Origin of the sequence: Pseudomonas sp. X4, assembly GCF_040784925.1 — a bacterium.
Taxonomy (GTDB): domain Bacteria; phylum Pseudomonadota; class Gammaproteobacteria; order Pseudomonadales; family Pseudomonadaceae; genus Aquipseudomonas; species Aquipseudomonas putida_Z.
The window spans coordinates 4,412,625-4,431,835 of the sequence record NZ_CP160798.1; the positions used below are offsets into that span (position 1 = coordinate 4,412,625).

At 65.0% G+C, this 19,211-nt stretch carries 17 protein-coding genes, 1 tRNA gene and 1 riboswitch; of the genes, 11 read left to right on the plus strand and 7 right to left on the minus strand.

Annotation, left to right across the window (positions count from 1 at the left end; translation table 11 throughout):
* Positions 1-115 precede the first annotated feature (115 nt).
* Positions 116-2,005, plus strand: coding sequence for a propionyl-CoA synthetase (locus tag ABX298_RS19740; RefSeq protein WP_367393513.1), 1,890 nt, complete (start codon positions 116-118; stop codon positions 2,003-2,005).
* A 127-nt stretch (positions 2,006-2,132) separates the two neighbouring features.
* On the opposite strand, the gene zapE is transcribed toward ABX298_RS19740, so the two are convergent.
* A complete protein-coding gene (gene zapE / locus ABX298_RS19745) occupies positions 2,133-3,203 on the minus strand; it encodes a cell division protein ZapE (protein WP_084785133.1) in 1,071 nt (356 codons plus the stop codon).
* A gap of 159 nt (positions 3,204-3,362) precedes the next feature.
* Here zapE and ABX298_RS19750 point away from each other — a divergent pair, with 159 nt between their 5' ends.
* The gene (locus ABX298_RS19750) at positions 3,363-3,788 is read left to right on the plus strand and encodes a DUF1810 domain-containing protein (protein ID WP_075044616.1); all 426 of its coding nucleotides are present in this window, start codon (positions 3,363-3,365) and stop codon (positions 3,786-3,788) included.
* Between the two features lies 1 nt (position 3,789).
* Here the strand turns inward: ABX298_RS19750 and ABX298_RS19755 are convergent, their stop codons facing one another.
* Entirely contained in the window at positions 3,790-4,032 is a 243-nt protein-coding gene (locus ABX298_RS19755) for a hypothetical protein (protein ID WP_286918469.1), read from the minus strand.
* Between the two features lie 260 nt (positions 4,033-4,292).
* On the opposite strand from ABX298_RS19755, the gene ABX298_RS19760 reads away from it, so the two are divergent.
* A tRNA-Gln gene (locus tag ABX298_RS19760) sits at positions 4,293-4,367 on the plus strand.
* A gap of 91 nt (positions 4,368-4,458) precedes the next feature.
* Here the strand turns inward: ABX298_RS19760 and ABX298_RS19765 are convergent.
* Genes ABX298_RS19765 through ABX298_RS19775 form a run of 3 tightly spaced genes read right to left on the minus strand, consistent with a single transcriptional unit; the run spans position 4,459 to position 9,586 of the window.
* Complete coding sequence (locus ABX298_RS19765) at positions 4,459-6,846, minus strand: response regulator (protein WP_137163480.1); 2,388 nt, start codon at positions 6,844-6,846, stop codon at positions 4,459-4,461.
* A 13-nt stretch (positions 6,847-6,859) separates the two neighbouring features.
* Entirely contained in the window at positions 6,860-7,321 is a 462-nt protein-coding gene (locus ABX298_RS19770; protein WP_075044618.1) for a response regulator, read from the minus strand.
* A gap of 15 nt (positions 7,322-7,336) precedes the next feature.
* Complete coding sequence (locus ABX298_RS19775) at positions 7,337-9,586, minus strand: ATP-binding protein (RefSeq protein WP_367393514.1); 2,250 nt, start codon at positions 9,584-9,586, stop codon at positions 7,337-7,339.
* A 263-nt stretch (positions 9,587-9,849) separates the two neighbouring features.
* On the opposite strand from ABX298_RS19775, the gene ABX298_RS19780 reads away from it, so the two are divergent.
* The 7 genes from ABX298_RS19780 (at position 9,850) to ABX298_RS19810 (ending at position 16,187) form a co-directional block, all read left to right on the plus strand.
* Positions 9,850-10,377 (plus strand): spore coat U domain-containing protein, encoded by a 528-nt coding sequence (locus tag ABX298_RS19780; RefSeq protein ID WP_367393515.1) that lies wholly within the window; start codon positions 9,850-9,852, stop codon positions 10,375-10,377.
* Positions 10,378-10,407: 30 nt separating this feature from the next.
* A complete protein-coding gene (locus ABX298_RS19785; RefSeq protein ID WP_075044621.1) occupies positions 10,408-10,944 on the plus strand; it encodes a spore coat U domain-containing protein in 537 nt (178 codons plus the stop codon).
* An 18-nt stretch (positions 10,945-10,962) separates the two neighbouring features.
* Positions 10,963-11,493: a spore coat U domain-containing protein gene (locus tag ABX298_RS19790; RefSeq protein WP_085663165.1), complete on the plus strand. Its 531-nt coding sequence runs from the start codon at positions 10,963-10,965 to the stop codon at positions 11,491-11,493.
* Between the two features lie 3 nt (positions 11,494-11,496).
* Complete coding sequence (locus ABX298_RS19795) at positions 11,497-12,000, plus strand: spore coat U domain-containing protein (RefSeq protein ID WP_085592943.1); 504 nt, start codon at positions 11,497-11,499, stop codon at positions 11,998-12,000.
* Between the two features lie 39 nt (positions 12,001-12,039).
* Complete coding sequence (locus ABX298_RS19800) at positions 12,040-12,816, plus strand: molecular chaperone (protein ID WP_075044624.1); 777 nt, start codon at positions 12,040-12,042, stop codon at positions 12,814-12,816.
* A 108-nt stretch (positions 12,817-12,924) separates the two neighbouring features.
* Positions 12,925-15,222 (plus strand): fimbria/pilus outer membrane usher protein, encoded by a 2,298-nt coding sequence (locus tag ABX298_RS19805; RefSeq protein WP_157896986.1) that lies wholly within the window; start codon positions 12,925-12,927, stop codon positions 15,220-15,222.
* Positions 15,219-16,187 carry a spore coat U domain-containing protein gene (locus ABX298_RS19810; protein WP_286101411.1) on the plus strand — a complete coding sequence of 323 codons (969 nt, stop codon included), beginning with the start codon at positions 15,219-15,221 and terminating at the stop codon, positions 16,185-16,187. The genes ABX298_RS19805 and ABX298_RS19810 overlap by 4 nt, the downstream gene beginning before the upstream one ends.
* A gap of 193 nt (positions 16,188-16,380) precedes the next feature.
* On the opposite strand, the gene ABX298_RS19815 is transcribed toward ABX298_RS19810, so the two are convergent.
* Positions 16,381-17,529, minus strand: coding sequence for a M14-type cytosolic carboxypeptidase (locus ABX298_RS19815; protein ID WP_317409513.1), 1,149 nt, complete (start codon positions 17,527-17,529; stop codon positions 16,381-16,383).
* 142 nt (positions 17,530-17,671) lie between these two features.
* A riboswitch (Fluoride riboswitch) is annotated at positions 17,672-17,733 on the plus strand.
* Positions 17,734-17,807: 74 nt separating this feature from the next.
* Here ABX298_RS19815 and crcB point away from each other — a divergent pair.
* Positions 17,808-18,185 (plus strand): fluoride efflux transporter CrcB, encoded by a 378-nt coding sequence (crcB, locus tag ABX298_RS19820; protein ID WP_025338468.1) that lies wholly within the window; start codon positions 17,808-17,810, stop codon positions 18,183-18,185.
* A gap of 223 nt (positions 18,186-18,408) precedes the next feature.
* On the opposite strand, the gene ABX298_RS19825 is transcribed toward crcB, so the two are convergent.
* Positions 18,409-19,182 (minus strand): helix-turn-helix domain-containing protein, encoded by a 774-nt coding sequence (locus ABX298_RS19825; RefSeq protein WP_075044628.1) that lies wholly within the window; start codon positions 19,180-19,182, stop codon positions 18,409-18,411.
* Between the last annotated feature and the right edge of the window lie 29 nt (positions 19,183-19,211).

Consider the following 19,211-nt stretch of genomic DNA (forward strand, 5'->3'; position numbering starts at 1 on the left):
CGTTGTCTGCAAATTTGCAGGTCGGTTGTGACTTTAGTCCCATGGCGGCGCGGGTGTAGCGGTCCATACTCAAGTTTCGCCCTTCAATAACAACAAGTACCGGGTTTCTTTCGATATGAGCTACCAGCACAGCTACGCCCATTCCATTTCCGACCCTGCCGCTTTCTGGGCGGAACAGGCCGCGCACCTGGCCTGGCACCGCAAGCCTGCCCTCACGCTGCAAGACAATGCCGACGGTACCCACCGCTGGTTTGCCGATGGCCGCCTGAACAGCTGCTACCTGGCCCTCGATCACCAGATCGAGCAGGGCCGTGGCGAGCAGCTGGCGCTGATCTACGACTCGCCGGTGACCGGCGTGCAGCGGGCCTACACCTACCACCAACTGCGCGACGAGGTGGCGCGCCTGGCCGGGTTGTTGCGCCAGCTGGGGGTGAACAAGGGCGATGGCGTGATCATCTACATGCCCATGGTGCCGCAGGCGGCAATGGCCATGCTGGCCTGCGCGCGGATTGGCGCAGTGCACTCGGTGGTGTTCGGTGGCTTTGCCGCCAACGAGCTGGCCTTGCGCATCGACGATGCCCGGCCGACGCTACTGCTGACGGCCTCCTGCGGGCTGGAGTTCGACCGGGTAATCGAATACAAGCCGCTGGTCGATCGCGCCCTGCAACTGGCCCGCCACCAGCCGCGCAACGTGCTGGTGCTGCAGCGCCCGCAGGCGCGTGCCCAGCTGCAGCCAGGCCGCGACCTGGACTGGCAGGCGGCATTGGCCAAAGCCGAGCCGGTGGCACCGGTGGAGCTGGATGCCGGCGACCCGCTTTACATCATGTATACCTCTGGCACCACCGGCAAACCCAAGGGCATCGTGCGGGAAAACGGCGGCAATGCCGTGGCGCTGTGCTACGCCATGCGCCATATCTACGGCATGCAGGCCGGCGATGTGTGGTGGGGCATATCCGATGTGGGCTGGGTGGTCGGCCATTCGCTGATCGTCTATGGGCCGCTGATGAGCGGCTGCACCACGGTGTTCTACGAAGGCAAGCCGATCCGTACCCCGGACGCCTCGGCCTACTGGCGGGTGGTGGAGCAATACAAGGTCAATGCATTGTTCTGCGCGCCCACGGCCATGCGCGCCATCCGCAAGGAAGACCCCGAGGGGGAGCTGATCCGCAAGCACGACCTGAGCTCGCTGCGCCAGTTGTTCCTGGCTGGCGAGAAACTGGATTCCAGCACTCACGAATGGCTGGAACGGGTCAGTGGCAAGCCGGTGCATGATCATTGGTGGCAGACCGAGACCGGCTGGCCGGTCACCGCGCCCTGCGTAGGGCTGGAAGGCAGCGCGGCGAAGCCGGGGTCGAGCAACCGGGCGGTGCCGGGCTATCACGTGCGCGTGCTGGATGACGAGGGCCACCTGCTGGGGCCCAACCATCAGGGCTCGATCGTCATCGCCCTGCCATTGCCGCCCGGGTGCAGCCAGACGCTGTGGGGCGACCATGAGCGTTACCTGCAGGCCTACCTGCGGACCTACCCGGGGTATTACCACACCGGCGATGGTGGCTACCTGGACGATGACGGCTTCGTCTACATCATGGGGCGCACCGATGACGTGATCAACGTGTCCGGGCACCGGCTGTCCACCGGCGAGATGGAGGACCTGGTGGCACGCCATCCGGCGGTGGCCGAGTGCGCGGTGATTGGCGTGCATGACGAGATCAAGGGGCAGGTGCCGTTGGCCCTGGTGGTGCTCAAGGACGGCGAGGGCATTGCCGAGGCGCAGTTGCTGGTGGACCTGGTGGGCAGCGTGCGCGAGGAGATTGGCGCGTTGGCGTGCTTCAACCGGGTGCGGTTGGTGAAGCGGCTGCCCAAGACCCGCTCCGGGAAGATTCTGCGGGCGGTGCTGCGCAAGATTGCCGACGGGCAGGACTATGTGCCGCCATCGACCCTGGATGACCCTGCGGTGCTGGGTGAGATCGAGGCGGTGCTGGCGGATTTGCCCAGGGCGGGTTGATGTTTTGACTTTGCTGGCCTCTTCGCGGGCATGCCCGCTCCCACAGGTATTGCACAGTTCTCAAGGCCTGTGACATCCCTGTGGGAGCGGGCGTGCCCGCGAAGAGGCCGGCCCAGGCAATGCAGTTCTAGGGCCCTACCTGATGCAGCTGCCCCAACCGGCTGCGCGTACGCATCAGGTCGGCAAGCGGCCCGCCCAGGCTTTCTTCCAGCGGCCGTTTGCCGATCACCAGCACCTGCCGGTCCTGGTCATACAGCACATCCACCAGGTTGACGAAGCGCTGCTGCGCCGCCAGCGAACATTCCGACAAGTCATCCAGCCCATCGATGATCCACTCATCGTACTGCCCGGCCAGTACCAGGTAGTCGATCACTGCCGTGGCCTTTTCGCACAGGTCGTCAAAGCCAAGCACCACCCGACGGCCATCGACGGCCAGCGCGCGCAGCGGGCGCTTGTTCACTTCCAGCATCACCGGCTGCGGCTCGGGGACCTTCAGCGCCTGGCGCTGCGCTGCATTGCCCGGCCACACATAGTGGCCCCGGGTAAAGCGCTGATGCTCGCGGTTGGCCGGCAGGCTGCGGAAATCGGTATCGCCCCCCACTTCCAGCACTTCCATCGCGCTGTTGATCAGGCGGATCACCGGCAGGAAACGTTCGTGGTACAGCGGGTTGGGCAGCAGCCCTTCGGGTGCATAGTTGGACGTCACCAGCAGAAACACGCCGCGGCTGAACAACGCATTGAACAGCCGGGTGAGCAGCATGGCATCGCCAATGTCGTGCACATGGAATTCGTCGAAGCACAGCACCTGGCAATCGCCTACCAGCTCGTCGAGGGTCGCGCCCAATGCATCGTCCAGCGCCCGGTGGCGGTGCATGCCCTGGTGCAGGCGGGCGAAGAAGTCATGGAAGTGCAGGCGCAGCTTGGCCTGCACCGGCACGGCCTGGAAAAAGCCATCGAGCAGCCAGCTCTTGCCCCGGCCTACCGAACCGTACAGGTACAGGCTGCGCGGCTGGCCTTGTTCGAGCTGCGCCAGCTGTTCGGCCATGCAGTGGATCACCCGGCGTTGGCCGTCGCTGAGCTGGTAACCGCGGCTGTGCGCCTTGTCCTCGAACCAGCCGAGCAGTTCGCTCTGGTTGGCGGCGGCGCCGCGCAGGCGTTGGCCAAGCTGGCGTAGCGGGGTAGGGATCCAGGCAGGCAAAAGCAAAGCTCCTTGGGCGATGGCGGGGCAGCGTGCAGCTTGCCCGAGGGCGGCCATTTTGACCAATACAGAAAGTGCGCGGCAATCATCGCCTGATGAGATAGGTTTGCCATGGCAGGCATACAGTAAAGGCTGGAGCCGATGCGAGGAGGGGCGAGCATGCACGCCGACCATGATCTGCAGCGTTTCGTCGAGGCGCAGAACCCTGTGTATGACCAGGTGATGCAGGAGCTGCAGGCCGGGCGCAAGCGCAGCCACTGGATGTGGTACGTGTTCCCGCAGCTCGATGGCCTGGGCCACAGCGCCATGGCCGAACGCTATGCGCTGGCCGGTATCGACGAGGCCCGTGCCTACCTGGCTCATCCGCTGCTTGGCCCACGCCTGGAGGCCTGCGTGACTGCACTGTTGCAGCACAGCGACAAGAGCGCCCGTGAAATGCTCGGCAGCCCCGACCACCTCAAGCTGCGCTCGTGCCTGACCCTGTTCGCTCGGGCGGCGCCCGACAACCCGCTGTTCCAGCTGGCGCTGGTGCAATTTTACGGCGGTGATCAGGACGCCCTGACCCTGGCCATGTTGCAGGGTTAGCTCAGGCCTTGTGCTCCAGTTGGCGCTCGATCATGTACTTCACTGCCAGCCGACGTTCTTTCAGGCGGCGCAGATCATCATCCTCGAAGTTGCCCGCCGAGATCGACTCGGCGGCCAGCACCTGGTTGTCGATGTCCATGTACTCGTCCAGCAGCCGGTCCAGTGCCTTGTCCTGCTGACGGCGTTGCTGGACGATTTCGCGCGGGTAGTGCAAGTCCTGGTAAAGGTCGTGGGAGACAGGCATGGGGTCCTCCTTGGTCAATGCAGATGGCTCATCTGATTGGAAGGGAGGAAAGCGATTGTGTTGAAGCCAAGCGGGCGGAAAACGACGGATGGTCGCCGCGCCAACCGCGAAAATGACTAACTCGCTGTTTTTTGGTAATTTTTTTTCATCAGGGGGTTCACAGACCGAAAGTTTGTTGTTAAAGTGCCGCGCATTCCAAGACAACAACCCAGTTGTCACTCAGTTGGAATTGTCAGAGCAGCAAACGCTGCATCCGATACAGGGGCGTCGCCAAGCGGTAAGGCAGCAGGTTTTGATCCTGCCATGCGTTGGTTCGAATCCAGCCGCCCCTGCCATTTTCTTGCTTCAAACGTATCTCGGTCCGGTGCTTGGAAAGACAAGCGCTGGGCTTTGTCGTTTCCGCAGGTTTTGTCGCGGGCTGTTCGGTCACCTGGCAGTTCCAAGCATCTCGTTCAGCAAGCGGGCCAGTTCATCGGCCTGTACCGGCTTCTGGATCACCAGGCTGCCCGGCAACTCCAGCCCCTGCAATTCTGCATAACCGGTTAGCAGTACCACCGGCAGTTGCGGGTACCGCTCGCGTGCCGCCAGTGCCAGTTGCGCACCGTTGAACTCGGGCATGGCGAAATCGCTCAGTAGCAGGTCGATCTGCTCATCCAGCAAGGCCAAGGCCTGTTCGCCACTGTGCGCCTGGCGCACCTGGTAGCCGTACTGGCGCAACACATCACCGAGCATGTCGCGTACCAGATGGTCGTCATCCACCAGCAGCACGGTGCGATTGCGGCCGCTTTCGCTTATCGAGTGGCTGAACAGCGACGGCACCGGTTCGTTGACGGCTTCACCCTTGACTGCCGGCAGATACACGGCCACCTGGGTACCACGCCCCGGCGTGGTGTCGATGCGCACGCCACCCCCGGACTGTTTGGCGAAGCCGAATACCTGGGCCAGGCCCAGGCCCGAGCCCTTGCCGATATCCTTGGTGGTGAAGAACGGCTCGAACACCTTGGCCAGCACCTCTTCACTCATGCCGCAGCCGGTATCGCGGATGCTCAGCATCACGTACTCGCCAGGGTCCGGGTCTTCCGGGCGCTGCGGGCGGGCGTCGATCCGGGTGTTGCGGGTCGACAGCGTCAGTTGGCCGCCGTCGGGCATGGCATCGCGGGCATTGATCGCCAGGTTGAGAATGATCATTTCGGTCTGGGTCGGGTCGGTCAGCGCCTGCCACAGGGTCGGTTCCAGGTCCAGGCGCACCGAGACATTGCCGCCCAAGGTGCGGCGCAGCAACTCTTCCAGGCCGGCCAGGGTGCGGTTGAGGTTCAGCGCCACCGGTTCCAGGCGTTGGCGGCGGGAGAAAGCCAGCAACTGCGAGGTCAGCTTGGCGCCGCGCTCGCCGGCTTCGCGGATGTGCGTGAGCCGCGCACGGGCTTTTTCAACGTCGGCTTTGGCCAGGTCGCGCTCGAGGAAGCTGGCACCGGTGAGGATTACCGTCAGCAGGTTGTTGAAGTCGTGAGCCACACCGGCGGTCAGCTGGCCGACCGCTTCAAGCCGCTGCATCTGCTGCAGCGCGGCCTCGATACGTTCGCGTTCGGCGATCTGCTCGCGCAGGCGGGCGTTGGCTTCGGCCAGGCCCAGGGCGGCTTCGCGCTCGCTGGTGATGTCGCGCGCCACCACGTACAGCAGGGTGTCTTCCGGCACCACCACCCACGACAACCAGCGTTGCTGGCCACCGGCATCCAGGATACGCCCGACAAAGCGGGCGCTGGTGCGGCCATGGGCGAGGGCGGCCAGCTCGGTGAGCAGCAGTTCCTGGTCGGGCTCGGGCAGCAGGTGCAGCAAGGACGACTGGCTCAGGCGTTCGCGGGACAAGCCAAGGCTGGCTTCCCAGGCGGGGTTCAGCGCGACTGGGGTCAGGTCCTTGTTGAGCACGGCCAGCAAGTCCTGCGACAGCTCCCAGGCACGGTCGCGTTCGCGGGTGCGGCGCTCGACCCTTTCACCCAGCATCTCGTTGAGCTGGCGCAGTGCCTGGTTGGCCAGGCGCTGGGCATGGATGTCCTGCAGCACCCCGGAAAAACGCATGCACTTTCCGTCGACGAACTGGCTCTGGCCACTGCTGAGCAGCCAGCGCGGTTCCAGGCCAGCGGGTTGGGCGATGCGGAATTCGACCCGATACAGGCCGCCACTTTCCGGGCACATGGCGTGCTCCACCGCCTCGCGCACCTGCGGCAGGTCGTCGGGGTAGATGCCGGCGTAAAACACTTCGAGGCTCATTTCGGTATCGGCGGGCAGGCCGAACAGGGTCTTGCAGCGGTCATCCCACAACAACAGGCCTTCTTGCGGGCGCATGTCCCAGGTGCCCATGCCGGCAGCGTCGATGGCAATGCGTGCACGTGCCTCGACGTCGGCCAGGGCTTCTTCGGCGCGGCGCCGGCGCTGGCGCTCCTGCACTTCGGTCAGGGCCCGGCGTACGGCCTTGGGCAGCAGCGGCAGGTTCTTCTTGAGTACATAGTCGGTGGCGCCCAGGCGGATCATTTCCACCGCATGTTCTTCGCCATAGATGCCAGACAGGAAGATGAACGGAATGTCCGGTGCCAGGCGCTGGGCGATGGCCAGCACTTCGGTGCCGGACGAGCCCGGCAGCACGCAGTCGCACAGGATCAGGTCGTAGCGGGCCTCGCTCAGGGCTTGCTCGACACCGGCATGGTCGAACACCAGTTGCGCCTGCACTTGCAGCCCGCTGCGCTCCAGGCGCATCAGGGTCAGTTCGGCGTCCATCGAGTTGTCTTCGACTATCAGCAGTTTCAGCGGCGTTGGCTGCATCGTCGCGGGCACCTCAGATGCTGCCACGCCGGTTCAGGCGCAGCGAGCCGGGTGGCGGTTCGTTGAGTACCGCCCAGAACACCCCCAGGTCGGAAATGGCAGCGACGAATTCCTTGAACTCCACCGGCTTGACCACGTACGCGTTCACCCCCAGCTCGTAGGCGCGCAGCAGGTCGGGCTCCTCGCGCGAGGACGTCAACATCACCGTCGGGATGCTGCGCAGCTCGGCAGTGGCGCGCACTTCCTTCAGCACCTCCAGGCCGTCGACCTTTGGCAGTTTCAGGTCCAGCAGCAACACGGCGGGGTTGCCATCGTCACGTTGGGCATAGGCATTGCGCCGTAGCAGGTAGTCGAGTGCCTCGGCACCGTCACGCAGCACGATGACCTCGTTGGCCAACTGGCTGCGCTCCAGCGCCAGGAGCGTCAGCTCCAGGTCCCGTGGGTTGTCTTCGACCAGCAGGATGGGTTTGAGCATGATGGTAGCGGTGCCTCAGGTAGTCGCGGGGTGGCGCGGGAGGGTGAAGTGGAAGGTTGCACCCTGGCCAACCTTGCCATGGGCCCAGACCCGGCCGTCGTGGCGTTCGATGATGCGACGCACGCTGGCCAGGCCGATCCCGGTGCCTTCGAAGTCTTCCATGCGGTGCAGGCGCTGGAACACGCCGAACAGTTTGTTGGCGTAGGCCATGTCGAAGCCCACGCCGTTGTCGCGAATGCAGATCTCGGTTTCGCCCGGGTGTTGCACGGCACTGATGCCGATGCGCGCCGGGGTGCGCCCACGTGTGTATTTGATGGCGTTGGCCAGCAGGTTGTGCAAGGCCATGTTGATGAACGCCGGGTCACCGACCACCTTGGGCAACTGGGCAATGTCCCAGACAATTTCGCGGTTTTGGTAGTCGGGCGCCAGTTCGCTGCGAATGGCCTCGACCAGGGCGTTGAGGTCGACCTCGGACAGGCGCAGGGCAGAGCGGCCCATTTGCGAGAAGTTGAGCAGATTGTCGACCAGGCTTCCGGCAAAATGCGCGGCTTCCTCGATGTGTTGCAGAAAGCGCCTGCCGCGCTCGCTGAGGCCCTGGCCCTCGATTTCGCCGAGCAGTTCGGAGTAGCCGGCAATATGGCGCAGGGGCGCGCGCAGGTCATGGGACACGCTGTAGGAAAACGCTTCGAGCTCCTTGTTCGATCGGCGCAGCTCCCCAGCCAGCTGCGCCAGTTCCTCGGCCTTGCGCAGGACAATGCCGAGCACTGCCGTGCGCAGCTCCTGCACGCCTTCGATGACCAGTGGGTGCCAGGGTTCGCAGTAGCCGCGCAGTTTTTCCTGCCAGCTTTCGAAACTGTGCCGCGGGTCGAGGTTGCCCTGCGGCCCGACCTGTTTGTTCGGCTGCCCGGCCCAGTTCACCGTGCGCACCTGCTCGGGGCGGAACCACAGCAGGTAGTGCGAGTGGATCTGCGAAATGGCCACTGCCAGCACACCGCCTGCATGGGCCGCGAGCTCGGGCAGTTCATCGATGTCGCGGCGCAGGTTGTCGCTGTGGAACACGCTCTCTTCGCCACGCTGGGAGAGCCAGTGCACCAGGGCGTTTACCTGCGCGGCCGGAGGTGTCTTGCCGATCAGGTCGCAACGTTCGGCGGATATGACCGCGGCACCTTGGGCGCCGGCGAAGGCCAGCAGTACTTCCGGCAAGTCGCGCAGGCCGTCGCCGACACTGTCATGGTCGGCCATTGACGAGATCATGCGCACGATGTGTTGGCGCAGCTCCAGCAACTGGCGAGTGTTGGCGTGGGACTCGCGCGACTCGATCTGCAGCGACAGCACACTGGCCAGCAGCTCGCAGGCGGTACGGGTGCGCAGGTCCACCGGGCGCGGCTGTTCGTGGTGACAGGACACCAGCCCCCAGAGTTGCCCGTCGACCACGATCGACAGCGACATCGATGCCAGGGTACCCATGTTGCGCATGTACTGCAGGTGCACTGGCGACACGCTGCGCAGCGCGGCAAAGCTCAGGTCCAGCGGCTTGCCGGTGCGCGGGTTGGCAGCTGGCAGCAACGGCGAGGCCTGGTAGTTGGCGTCCTCGATCACGCGGATGCGGTTGATTCGGTACAGCTCGCGCGCCTGGCGCGGTATGTCCGAAGCGGGGAAGCACAGGCCCAGGTAGCTCGGGTACCCCGGGTCGGCCACCTCGGCCAGCACCTGGCCGTTGCCTTCGGCATCGAAGCGATAGGCCTTGACCCGGCCGAAGCCGGTGATGCGCTTGAGCTGCAGCACGGTTTGCTGCAGCAGTTCCTCGAGGCTGCCGGCCTGGTGCAGGCGGCCTACGAAGCTGCGCACCAGCGGGTAGTAGTCGCCTTGCCCGGCAAGGTCCGCCGGCAGGCGAGGGGGTTCGAATTCGGCGATCAGCACCTGGTCGTGACGATGGACCAGCAGGTGCAGGTTGCCGCGGCAAGGCGCGTCCTGGCGCAGGTGCACATCGCTGATGTGGAACGGAAAGACCTCGTCCTGCGGCAGGCGCGCCAGGTGCAGGCGCAGGTCGAAGGCACCGCTGACCAGTTCGGCGAACCCGCGACCTATCAGTTCACTGGCCGGTATGCCCAGCCAGTGCTCGACATTTTCGCTGGCCTGGAGTACCCGCATGTCGGTTTCGTCCAGCACCAGCAGGAAACCGTGGGGCTGGATGCTGCCAGGCAGCTGGATCGGCTCCTGGGCGCAGCGCTCGAGGGCTTGGGTGAGCGTGCTGTCTGCAATCATCTATGAAAACGCTCCTGTCGTGTCCTTCCATGCATGCCGCATGAGTCTAGGCAGGATGAAAGGGATACACCCTAACAGAATATCGGTCCGGATAACGGCCTTTGGCCATTTGAGGAGAATGTCCGCGATGCGTTCTGTGTCGTGCGGCTTTTTTTTCAGGTGGTAGCGCTTTTTGGCTAATACAAAAAAATGGCTCGATGCCAGCAGCGTGATGCCACTCCGCTGCTACGCTCAGGTCAGCAGACATCGACAAGGATAATTAGGTGACGGAGCGCTACCTGGCCGCCCTGTTGGGCCTTATGTTGAGCAGCAGCGCCATGGCGGCGGACTTCCTGGTGGAGGTGCGGGTGCTGGTGCAGCGCGGCTGCATGCTGGTCAACCAGCCCCGCGATGCCGGGGCACAGGCGCTTGGGCACATCGACCTGGGCGCTGCTGCACGGCTGGATGGCCCTGGGGCGCCGCTCACCGGCGCGCTGTTGAGCCAGCGCCCGCCACGCCTGGAATGCAATCCTCACACCCCCTATCAGGTCCGCGTCGACGGTGGTCAGCATGGCGGCGTCGGCGATTTGCGCTTCCTGGCCAGTGACGATGCCACGGCCCGGCCCATCCCGTATCGCCTTTACCGCGACGCTGCCTGGCGCGAACCGCTGCCGGTGAATGTGGCGCATTCGGCGCGGGTGCCGAGCAGCGGTTCGGTCGAGCTGCCGTTGTTTGCTCGGATCGACAAGCTGGCCTGGGTACCGCCTGCTGGCCTGTACGCCGACCTGCTCAAAGTCACCGTCAGCTGGTAGGGATGCCGCCATGCACAAGGACGCGACGCCATGAACCGTACCTCGATCCTGCTGCTTTCCCTGGGCCCGCTGCTGGTGCCCGGTGGTGCCGCGCATGGCACCAGCACCGGTTTCATCCAGGCGCGGCTGGTGATCAGCACCGCTTGCCAGATCAGCAGCAACGAGACGCAACCGGCAACGGTGGGTAACCCCGGCCTGATGGACTTCGGCGAGCGCGGACCGAACTGGGACCAGCCGCTGCGCAGCCGGGTTGATGATGTGAGCGGCGAAGGCAGCCTGCAGATCAGCTGCACGCCCGAGGTGCGGGCGTTCAACGTGCGCATCAACGGCGGCCTGAATGGCAGCGACGGCATACGGCGCCTGAGCAACGGCCGCGAGCTGATCCCCTATCAACTGGCGATCGACCCAGGCGGTAACAGCCGCTACGGCATCGGCCAGGCGCGTGCCTTCACCATCAGCAGTACCCGGCAGATACCGATCCCCATCTACGGTGTGGTAGTGGCGCAACCGCGCGCGCTGCCGGCCGGGCTGTACCGTGACACCCTGAGGGTGACCCTGGACTGGTAACGACACAAGGAGACTTCGATGAGAACGAACCTTTCACGCTGCATCCTCACCGGCCTGGGGCTGATGCTGGCTTCCCAGGCCCAGGCCGCCACGACCGGGACCATCGACTCGAAGCTGACCTTGACCGCGGCGTGCCAGGTCAATGGCAGTTCGGGCACTTCGGGGGTGAACTTCGGCGCCCTGGACTTCGGTACTCGCGATGCCCTGTTCACCAGCGCAGACGCCCAGGTGATCGGCGGCGGCGGAGGGGCGATCAGCATTCTCTGCTCGGCTGGCACGGTACCGGTGATCCGCGTGGGGGCAGGCGTCCACGATGGCCAGTCGACCGGGGGCAGCCGTGCGCTGGCGGATGGCGCCGGCAACTTCGTGCCGTACGACTTCTACACCGATTCCGGCCGCACGCAGGTGTTGGCCATCAACGGCACCATCACCTTGCCGATCAGCAGCGGTACGGCCCAGACCGTCAACCTGTATGGCCAGGCACGCGGCAAGGCCGGCCTGCCGGCGGGGGTGTACACCGACACAGTGTCCGTCGAGCTGTCGTTCTGAACCATGCGCAGCTGGCTGGCGGGCAGCCTGAGCGGCCTTGGCGTGCTGCTGGCCGCGCCTCTGGATGCGGCGACCACCAGCAGCTTCCAGGTGACGGCGCAGATCGTTGCCGGGTGCCTGGTGGTAGGCGGTGTGAGCAGCTTCGGGACGCTCGACTACGGTTCGCAATCGGCGCTGGCCAGCGGAGTCATCGGCACCTCGTTGGGCGGCAGCACGGTGACCTTCCAGTGCACCCCGGGGGTGGCCTTGAGCATGAGCGTGGATGGCGGGCAGAACAGTGCCAGTGGCACACGTAACCTCAAGCGTACGGGCGGCACGCAGGTGCTGGCCTACCAGTTGTACCGGGATGCGGCATACAGCCAGAGCCTGGGGATCGGCCAGAGCGTGGCCGTGAGCTACACCGACCCGACGGCGATCAAGCTGCCGGTGTACGGGCGGGTTCAGCTGACCGGCACGCAGCCGGCGGGGACCTACACCGATGTGGTGCAAGTGACGGTGACCTGGTGAATTCACCGGCACCAACGACCGGTATTCAAGGAGAGCTTCATGGGGGCAGGCGCGAAGTGGGCGCGTGGATTGATCGGAGCATTGTGGCTGGCGAGCCTGCCGGCCGGGGCGGCCACCTCGGTGCTGATCTGGCCGATCGACCCGGTGCTGGAGGCTGACCAGAAGGCCGGCGCACTGTGGCTGGAAAACCGTGGCACGGCGCCGGCCAACCTGCAGGTGCGCGTGTTCGCCTGGCGCCAGGGTGACTACCAGGAACAGTACCAGGCACAGCGCGAGATCATTGGCAGCCCGCCGGTGGCCAACATCGCTCCCGGGCAGAAGCAACTGATCCGCCTGACCCGCACCGGCCCTTCGCCAGTCGGCCAGGAGCAGGCCTACCGCATCATCATCGACGAAATTCCGCCCGCCATCCCCGTCGACAAGGCCGAGCCCGGCACCACCGCGGCGATCCGCCTGCAGATGCGCTACTCGGTACCCCTGTTCGTCTATGGCGAAGGCCTGTGGGGCAAGGCCGATCCCGCGGGCAAGCGCAATGCCGAGGGCGTCGGCAAGCCGCAACTCAGCTGGCGTGCGGTGACCGTGCAGGGCAAGCCGTACGTGGAGCTGCGCAACACCGGCGCTGTGCATGCGCGGCTGACCGATGTGGTGGTGCAGCAGGGCAGCCAGAGCAAGCCACTGGCCGATGGCCTACTGGGTTATGTGCTGCCGGGGGCCAGCATGCGCTGGCCGGCACCGCTGGCACCGAGTGCCGGCAGTGTGCTGAAGGGGAGGGTAAACGGCCAGAGCAGCGCGGACGCCATCCGCCAAAGCCAATGAGCCTGCGCCTGAATGCCACGCAGGGGCCAGGGAGGACCCGGCAATGGTTGGAAACCGTGTGTGAGGTGGCTGACAGCGAGGACGCACCGCTGGTGCCTGGGGCTGGCCCTGGTCGGCCCTGGCCTGGTGCTGGCCGACGACCTGCCGCCGCCACCCACGGAGCTGTCCGCGATCGCCGATGCCACGTTGTACCTCGAGCTGCTGGTGAACCAGATGCCCAGGGCTGAACTGGTGCCGGTGCAGCAGCGCGCCGGGCAGTTGTACCTGGACAGCGAAGTGTTGCGGGCGGCCGGCGTCTCGTTGCCGGGCAACCCGCAGGGCGAGGTGGCCCTGGAGGCCATCGCCGGGCTGCACGCCGACTACGACAGCCAGAACCAGCGCCTGCTGCTGCAAGTGCCGCCGGCCTGGCTGCCCGACCAGCAACTGGGCGACCGCAACCTGTACCCGGCCAGCGATGCGCGCAGCAGTTTCGGCGCCTTGTTCAACTACGACCTGTACCTCAACGACACCGATGACGGCGGCAGCTACCTGGCGGCCTGGAACGAACTGCGTCTGTTCGACAGCTGGGGTACGTTCTCCAGCACCGGGCAATGGCGCCAGTCGTTCAATGGTGCGCCGACCGACGACACGCGCCAGGGCTTCTTGCGTTACGACACCACCTGGCGCTTCACCGACGAACAGCGCCTGCTGACCTACGAAGCCGGTGACCTGATAACCGGGGCCTTGCCCTGGACCAGCTCGGTGCGGGTCGGTGGCCTGCAGTTGTCGCGCGATTTCGCTGCGCGCCCCGACCTGGTCACCTATCCGCTGCCGGCGTTCTCCGGTGAAGCGGCGGTACCGACCTCGCTGGACCTGTTCATCAATGGCTACAAGTCCAGCACCAGCGAATTGCAGCCGGGCCCCTACACGTTGACCAACGTGCCGTTCATCAACGGCGCCGGGGAGGCGGTGGTGGTTACCACCGATGCCCTTGGCCGGCAGGTGTCGACCACCTTGCCGTTCTACGTCACCAGCAGCCTGCTGCAGCAGGGCCTGAGCGACTATTCGGTGGCAGCCGGCAGCCTGCGCCGTGACTACGGGGTGCGCGATTTTGCCTACGGCCCCGGGGTTGCTTCGGCCAGCCTGCGCTACGGGGTCAGCGACATCTTCACCCTGGAGACCCATGCCGAAAGCGCCGAATCGCTGATGCTGGGCGGCCTGGGCGGCAACATGAGGCTGGGCAACCTCGGCGTGCTCAACGCGGCCCTGGCGCAGAGCCGGTTCGACGGCGACAAGGGCCACCAGGTCGCCCTCGGTTACCAGTACAACAGCCAGCGCATCGGCTTCAGCTACCAGCGCCTGCAACGCCATGGCGACTATGCCGACCTGACTCGGGTCGACAGCCGGGACATACAGCTGAGCCAGCGCAGCGAACAGGTCACCTTGAGCCTGAACCTGAACGAATACGGCAACATCGGCGCCGGCTATTTCGATGTGCGCGCCGGTGACGGCACACGAACCCGGTTGATCAACCTGAGCTACAGCAGGCCGCTGTGGGGCAACAGCAGCGTGTATCTGTCGGCCAACCGTGAAGTGGGGGACAGCCAGTGGGCGGTGCAGGCGCAACTGGTGATCCCGTTCGACCTGCACGGCACCCTGGCCCTGGGCATGGAGCGCAGCCAGCAGGGCGAAAGCCTGCAGCGGGTCAACTACAGCCGCGCGACGCCGGTGGGTGGTGGTGTCGGTTACAACCTGGGCTACGCCGCCGGTAGCGAGCGCGATGCCTACCGCCAGGCCGATGTCACCTGGCGCCTGCAGTCGGTGCAGTTGCAGGCCGGTGTGTATGGCAGCAGTGGCGAGATGACCCGCTGGGCCGACGCCAGTGGCTCGCTGGTGTGGATGGATGCCGGGCTGTTCGCTGCCAACCGCATCGACGATGCCTTCGTGGTGGTCAGCACCGGTGGTTACGCCGATGTGCCTGTGCGCTATGAAAACCAGGAGGTCGGCCGCACCGATGCCGATGGCCACCTGCTGGTGCCGTACAGCAGCGGTTACTACCGCGGCAAGTACGAGATCGACCCCATGGACTTGCCCCCAGACATCCTCGCGCCGGAAGTGGAGCAGCGGGTGGCGGTGCGCCGGGGCAGTGGCTACCTGCTGGAGTTTCCGCTCAGGCGCGTGCTGGCGGCCAGTGTCGAACTGGTGGACGCCGACCGGCAGGTGCTCAAGCTGGGCAGCCGTGTCACCCATGCAGAAAGCGGCAGCCAGGCGGTGGTCGGTTGGGATGGCCTGGTGTATCTGGAGAACCTGGCGCCGCATAACCGCCTGCAGGTGGAGCTGGAAGGGGGCGGGCAGTGCCAGGTGGCGTTCGACCTGCCTGAAGCACAAGGTTCGATCCCCTTGATCGGCCCGTTGGTGTGCAAGTGAAGGCCTGCTGGCGTGGTTTGTGGGCATGCGCCTTGTTGTTGTGGGCGGGCTCGGCCTGGGCCAAGTGCACGTCAGTGCTGACTACGCCGGCGGCGTTTGGTTCGCTCAACTCGACCCAGGTACGTGGCGCGGTACAGACAGCTTCCAGTACCAACTCGGGCCTGCAATGCAACGGTTCGGTGATCAGCGTGCTCAGCAGCACCGACTCCTTCAAGATCAAGGTCACCTCTACCACCAGCGGGCTGGTAGGCCCTACCGGGGATGTGATCCCCTACACGCTGTATGCCGACGCCACGACCACCTATCCGATTACCCGTGGCACCGCCTTCGAATTCAGGACCACCGGCATCCTCGACTTGCTCGGGTTGCTCAACGGTACACCGAAGAACGTGCCCATCTACATGCGCACGCAGGTAGGCAGCAACGTATCGGCCGGGTTGTATCAGGAAACCCTCACTGTCGAGTGGACCTGGGACTATTGCGACGGGATTGGTGTTGGCGGGCTTTGCATAGGGCGAGACCAGGGCACTGGTACCAAGACCCTGCTGGTGAGCATGACGGTGACCAACGACTGCCAGATCACCACACCCAGCATCAATTTCGCCAGCGCGCCGGTGGTGGCGGGGTTCGGCACGGTGAGCCAGAGCCTGAGTGTGTCGTGCACCAAGGGCAGCAACTACACCGTGGGCCTGGATGACGGGCAGAACGTGGCCAATGGGCGGCGGCGGATGAAGTCGGCGGCCAACAACTACCTGGCCTATGACATTTTCAAGGGCGCCGGTGCGGTGCGCTGGGGTTCGGTAGGAGCTGCGCGACGGGCCAGTACCGATGCCGATGTGAACCCCGGCACGGGGACCGGCACCGGTAGCCAGGTGTTCAACTACAACGCCAAGGTCTACACCGACCAGGCTACACCCCCGGCTGCGACCTATACCGACAGCGTGCTTCTGGATGTGCAGTTCTGAGCGCAGGGACCTTGTGGCAGCGGCGGTCCGCGTAACCTGTGGGAGCGGCTTTAGCCGCGAAGAATCCAACGGGGTGCATGGCACCGGCTACGCCGGTGTTCGCGGCTAAAGCCGCTCCCACAGGGTCCCTGCTAATTCCATGAGTCATGTGCAGTCCTGTGAGAGCCGGCTTGCCGGCGATGGGCCGTTTCAGTCAGCGCAAATCGCCAACCATCTTCGCCAATGTCTCCAACACCGCCCCGGCCAAATCCTTCGAGCGCGCCCCCGACCACCCGGTGACAGCATCCGGCGCGTCGTCATGGTCCTTGAACGGCATTTCCAGGGTCAGCGACAGGCAGTCATGCGCCATCCCCACCGCATTGCAGGCCAGCGTCGTGTTGGCTTGCCCCGGTTCGTCGCGGGTATAGCCATGCAAGGTCTGGAAGTCGCGGGTCAGGCTGCACAAGGTGCTGCGGAACTGCTCTTCCAGCTTGGCCAGACGCGGCGTGTAGCCGGGGTTGCCCTCGCAGGCCGCGGTGAACACATGGGGAATCTCCTCGTCGCCATGCACGTCGATGAACGCATCCACGCCGTATTGCTTCATCTGCGCCTGGGCGAAGAACACCTCGGGGCTGAGCTCGACGCTGGCGTCCTGCCAGGCACGGTTGAGGTCCTTGCCCTTGAAGTTGGTGCGCAGGTGGCCGAGGAAGGCGCCGTCGGGGTTCATGTTGGGGATCAGGTACAGGTCGGCCTTGGCCAGCAACTGCCGGATCACCGCGTCGTTGGCCTGCAGGCGGTCGATCACGCCCTCCATGAACCATTCGGCCATGTGTTCGCCCGGGTGTTGCTGGGCAATCAGCCACAGCTTGCGCTTGCCTGCGGCGCCATCACCGGCGCGCAGCAGGGGAATGTCGCGGCCCTGTACGCTGCGGCCACTGGCGAGCAATTCGACCCCCGGCAGTTGCTGTGCACGCTCGATCAGCTGGTTGTGGCGCGCGCGCGGGTAGGGCTCGAAGTAGGCGAACCAGATGTGCGGCTGTTCGGCCTTTACCTCGAACGACAGCGCCGTGCCGTCGAACTGGCTGGGGACGCGGAACCAGGTTTGCTGGTCGTAGGAGGCCACGGCGTTGTAGCCGCTCCAAGCGTTCTTGTAGGAGGAACCGGAGGCGTTGTCGAGGCTGAAGCGATGGACCTGGCCCGGCGTCAGCCCGCTGACCTTGAAGTGGAACCACTGGTAGTGGCCGCTGTGGGTGTCCGGGCGGATGGCCAGGTGCACCCGGGCCGGGTTGCTGGCATCCAGCACCTGGATGTTGCCGGAGTCGAAATCGCAGTCGATCTGCAGGGGGGACAGCGTCACGGTCATGTGCCGGGCTCCTTCTGGGGGCTTTGTTGTGAGGCTACTGTACACGGCTTGGCAGGGTTGCTGCGCGAGATCAGGCAACGCGGGGCCGATCAGGCGGTTGATGTATCAGGATATTGCATAGTAGCGCCTGGTTTCATAGCATCTCCCCCCAGGAGATGGCATTCCTCCTTGAACCGCCCCCGCGCTGATGATGCCTACGCATACCCTGTGACAGGGGCGCGTAGGCTATCGCCCGCCGTCTACCCACAGGGTTCCCGTTTACCCTGTGGAGTTTCCCGATGTACCTGTCCCTTTTTTCCGTAGTTGTTGGTGGCAGCGCTGGTTGCGTGTTGCGCTGGCTATTGGGCCTGCGCCTGAATTCGCTGTTCCCGGGCATGCCCTTCGGCACCTTGCTGGTGAACCTGGTTGGCGGTTTCATCATTGGCGGGGCCATGGCGTTTTTCCTGCGCTGGCCCAACCTCGACCCGGCCTGGCGGCTGCTGGTCACCACCGGCTTCTGCGGTGGCCTCACTACCTTCTCGACGTTTTCCGCCGAGGTGATGGCGATGCTGATGCATGGCCGTTATGGCTGGGCCATGGCCACGGTGTCGGCGCATGTGCTGGGCTCGCTGCTGATGACCTTCGCCGGTTTCGCGCTGGTGCGCTGGCTGGGCTGAGCAGGGGCGCGCTGCCTGGCACCGGCTTGGCCGGTGTTCGCGGGTAAACCCGCTCCCACAGAGGCCGCGTCGCGCTTAGGAATTGAATTCTCTGCGCGAAAGCGCAGCCCAGAGTGCCGGGTGATCTCCTACAGGAGTGTCACTAGCCTCAGGTGCGGTGATATCCCTGTGGGAGCGGGTTTACCCGCGAAGAGGCCCGCACAGTCAATGTGTCGCTTCCAGGTTATTTGAAGAACTGACTCGGCGTAGTACCGAACTGGCGCTTGAACATGCTGGCGAAGGCACTTGGGCTGTCATACCCCAGCGTCCCAGCCACATCGATGATCCGCTCGCCCAGGGCGATCCGCTCCAGTGCCTGCATCAGCCGCGCCTGCTGGCGCCACTGGCCGAAGGTCATGCCGGTTTCCTTGCGGAACAGGCGCTGGATGGTCTTTTCGTCCACCCCCAGCTGCTGGCCCCAGTCGGCCACGGTGGCGTTATCGTCAGGCCGCTCGTGCAGCGCGGCGCAGATTGCCTGCAGGCGCTTGTCGCCGGGCTGCGACAGCTTCAGCGGCAAGGTCGGCAGCACGCAGATCTCGTCGAGGATCAGGCGCATCACCCGGGCTTCACGCGAGTCCTCGGCAAACGGCGCGGTAAAGCCTACGGAGGCCTTGATCAGTTCGCTGAGCAACGGCGAGATGCTGATAGCCTTGCTCTGCACGGGCAACTGCACTGCCGCGTCGGTGCGCACGAACACACTGCGCATCTTCACATCGCCCACGCAGCGGATCGCGTGCACCTGGCCGCAGGGCATCCATACGCCGCGGCTGGGTGGCACGGTCCAGCGTTCGTTACCGGACTCGACGATCATCAGGCCTTTGATGGCATAGATCAGTTGGTGCTTGGCATGGCTGTGGGGCTCGATGAACCAGTCGGTCGGGTAGTCCGTCGCACGGCTGCCGACCTCCCAGCTCCACTCATCCACCTCCACCAGCAATTCGTGCTGCGGCTTCAGCATTTCGACCTCTTGTACGGGCAGCCTGGCGC

Excerpts from the sequence above, each read along its gene's own strand:
- ABX298_RS19790 (WP_085663165.1), top strand. The coding sequence starts at position 10,963 with ATGAGAACGAACCTTTCACGCTGCATCCTCACCGGCCTGGGGCTGATG.
- ABX298_RS19755 (WP_286918469.1), bottom strand. The coding sequence starts at position 4,032 with ATGCCTGTCTCCCACGACCTTTACCAGGACTTGCACTACCCGCGCGAA.
- ABX298_RS19775 (WP_367393514.1), bottom strand. The coding sequence starts at position 9,586 with ATGATTGCAGACAGCACGCTCACCCAAGCCCTCGAGCGCTGCGCCCAG.
- ABX298_RS19765 (WP_137163480.1), bottom strand. The coding sequence starts at position 6,846 with ATGCAGCCAACGCCGCTGAAACTGCTGATAGTCGAAGACAACTCGATG.
- ABX298_RS19825 (WP_075044628.1), bottom strand. The coding sequence starts at position 19,182 with ATGCTGAAGCCGCAGCACGAATTGCTGGTGGAGGTGGATGAGTGGAGC.
- ABX298_RS19800 (WP_075044624.1), top strand. The coding sequence starts at position 12,040 with ATGGGGGCAGGCGCGAAGTGGGCGCGTGGATTGATCGGAGCATTGTGG.
- ABX298_RS19750 (WP_075044616.1), top strand. The coding sequence starts at position 3,363 with ATGCACGCCGACCATGATCTGCAGCGTTTCGTCGAGGCGCAGAACCCT.
- ABX298_RS19815 (WP_317409513.1), bottom strand. The coding sequence starts at position 17,529 with ATGACCGTGACGCTGTCCCCCCTGCAGATCGACTGCGATTTCGACTCC.
- ABX298_RS19740 (WP_367393513.1), top strand. The coding sequence starts at position 116 with ATGAGCTACCAGCACAGCTACGCCCATTCCATTTCCGACCCTGCCGCT.
- ABX298_RS19770 (WP_075044618.1), bottom strand. The coding sequence starts at position 7,321 with ATGCTCAAACCCATCCTGCTGGTCGAAGACAACCCACGGGACCTGGAG.
- ABX298_RS19795 (WP_085592943.1), top strand. The coding sequence starts at position 11,497 with ATGCGCAGCTGGCTGGCGGGCAGCCTGAGCGGCCTTGGCGTGCTGCTG.
- ABX298_RS19785 (WP_075044621.1), top strand. The coding sequence starts at position 10,408 with ATGAACCGTACCTCGATCCTGCTGCTTTCCCTGGGCCCGCTGCTGGTG.
- crcB (WP_025338468.1), top strand. The coding sequence starts at position 17,808 with ATGTACCTGTCCCTTTTTTCCGTAGTTGTTGGTGGCAGCGCTGGTTGC.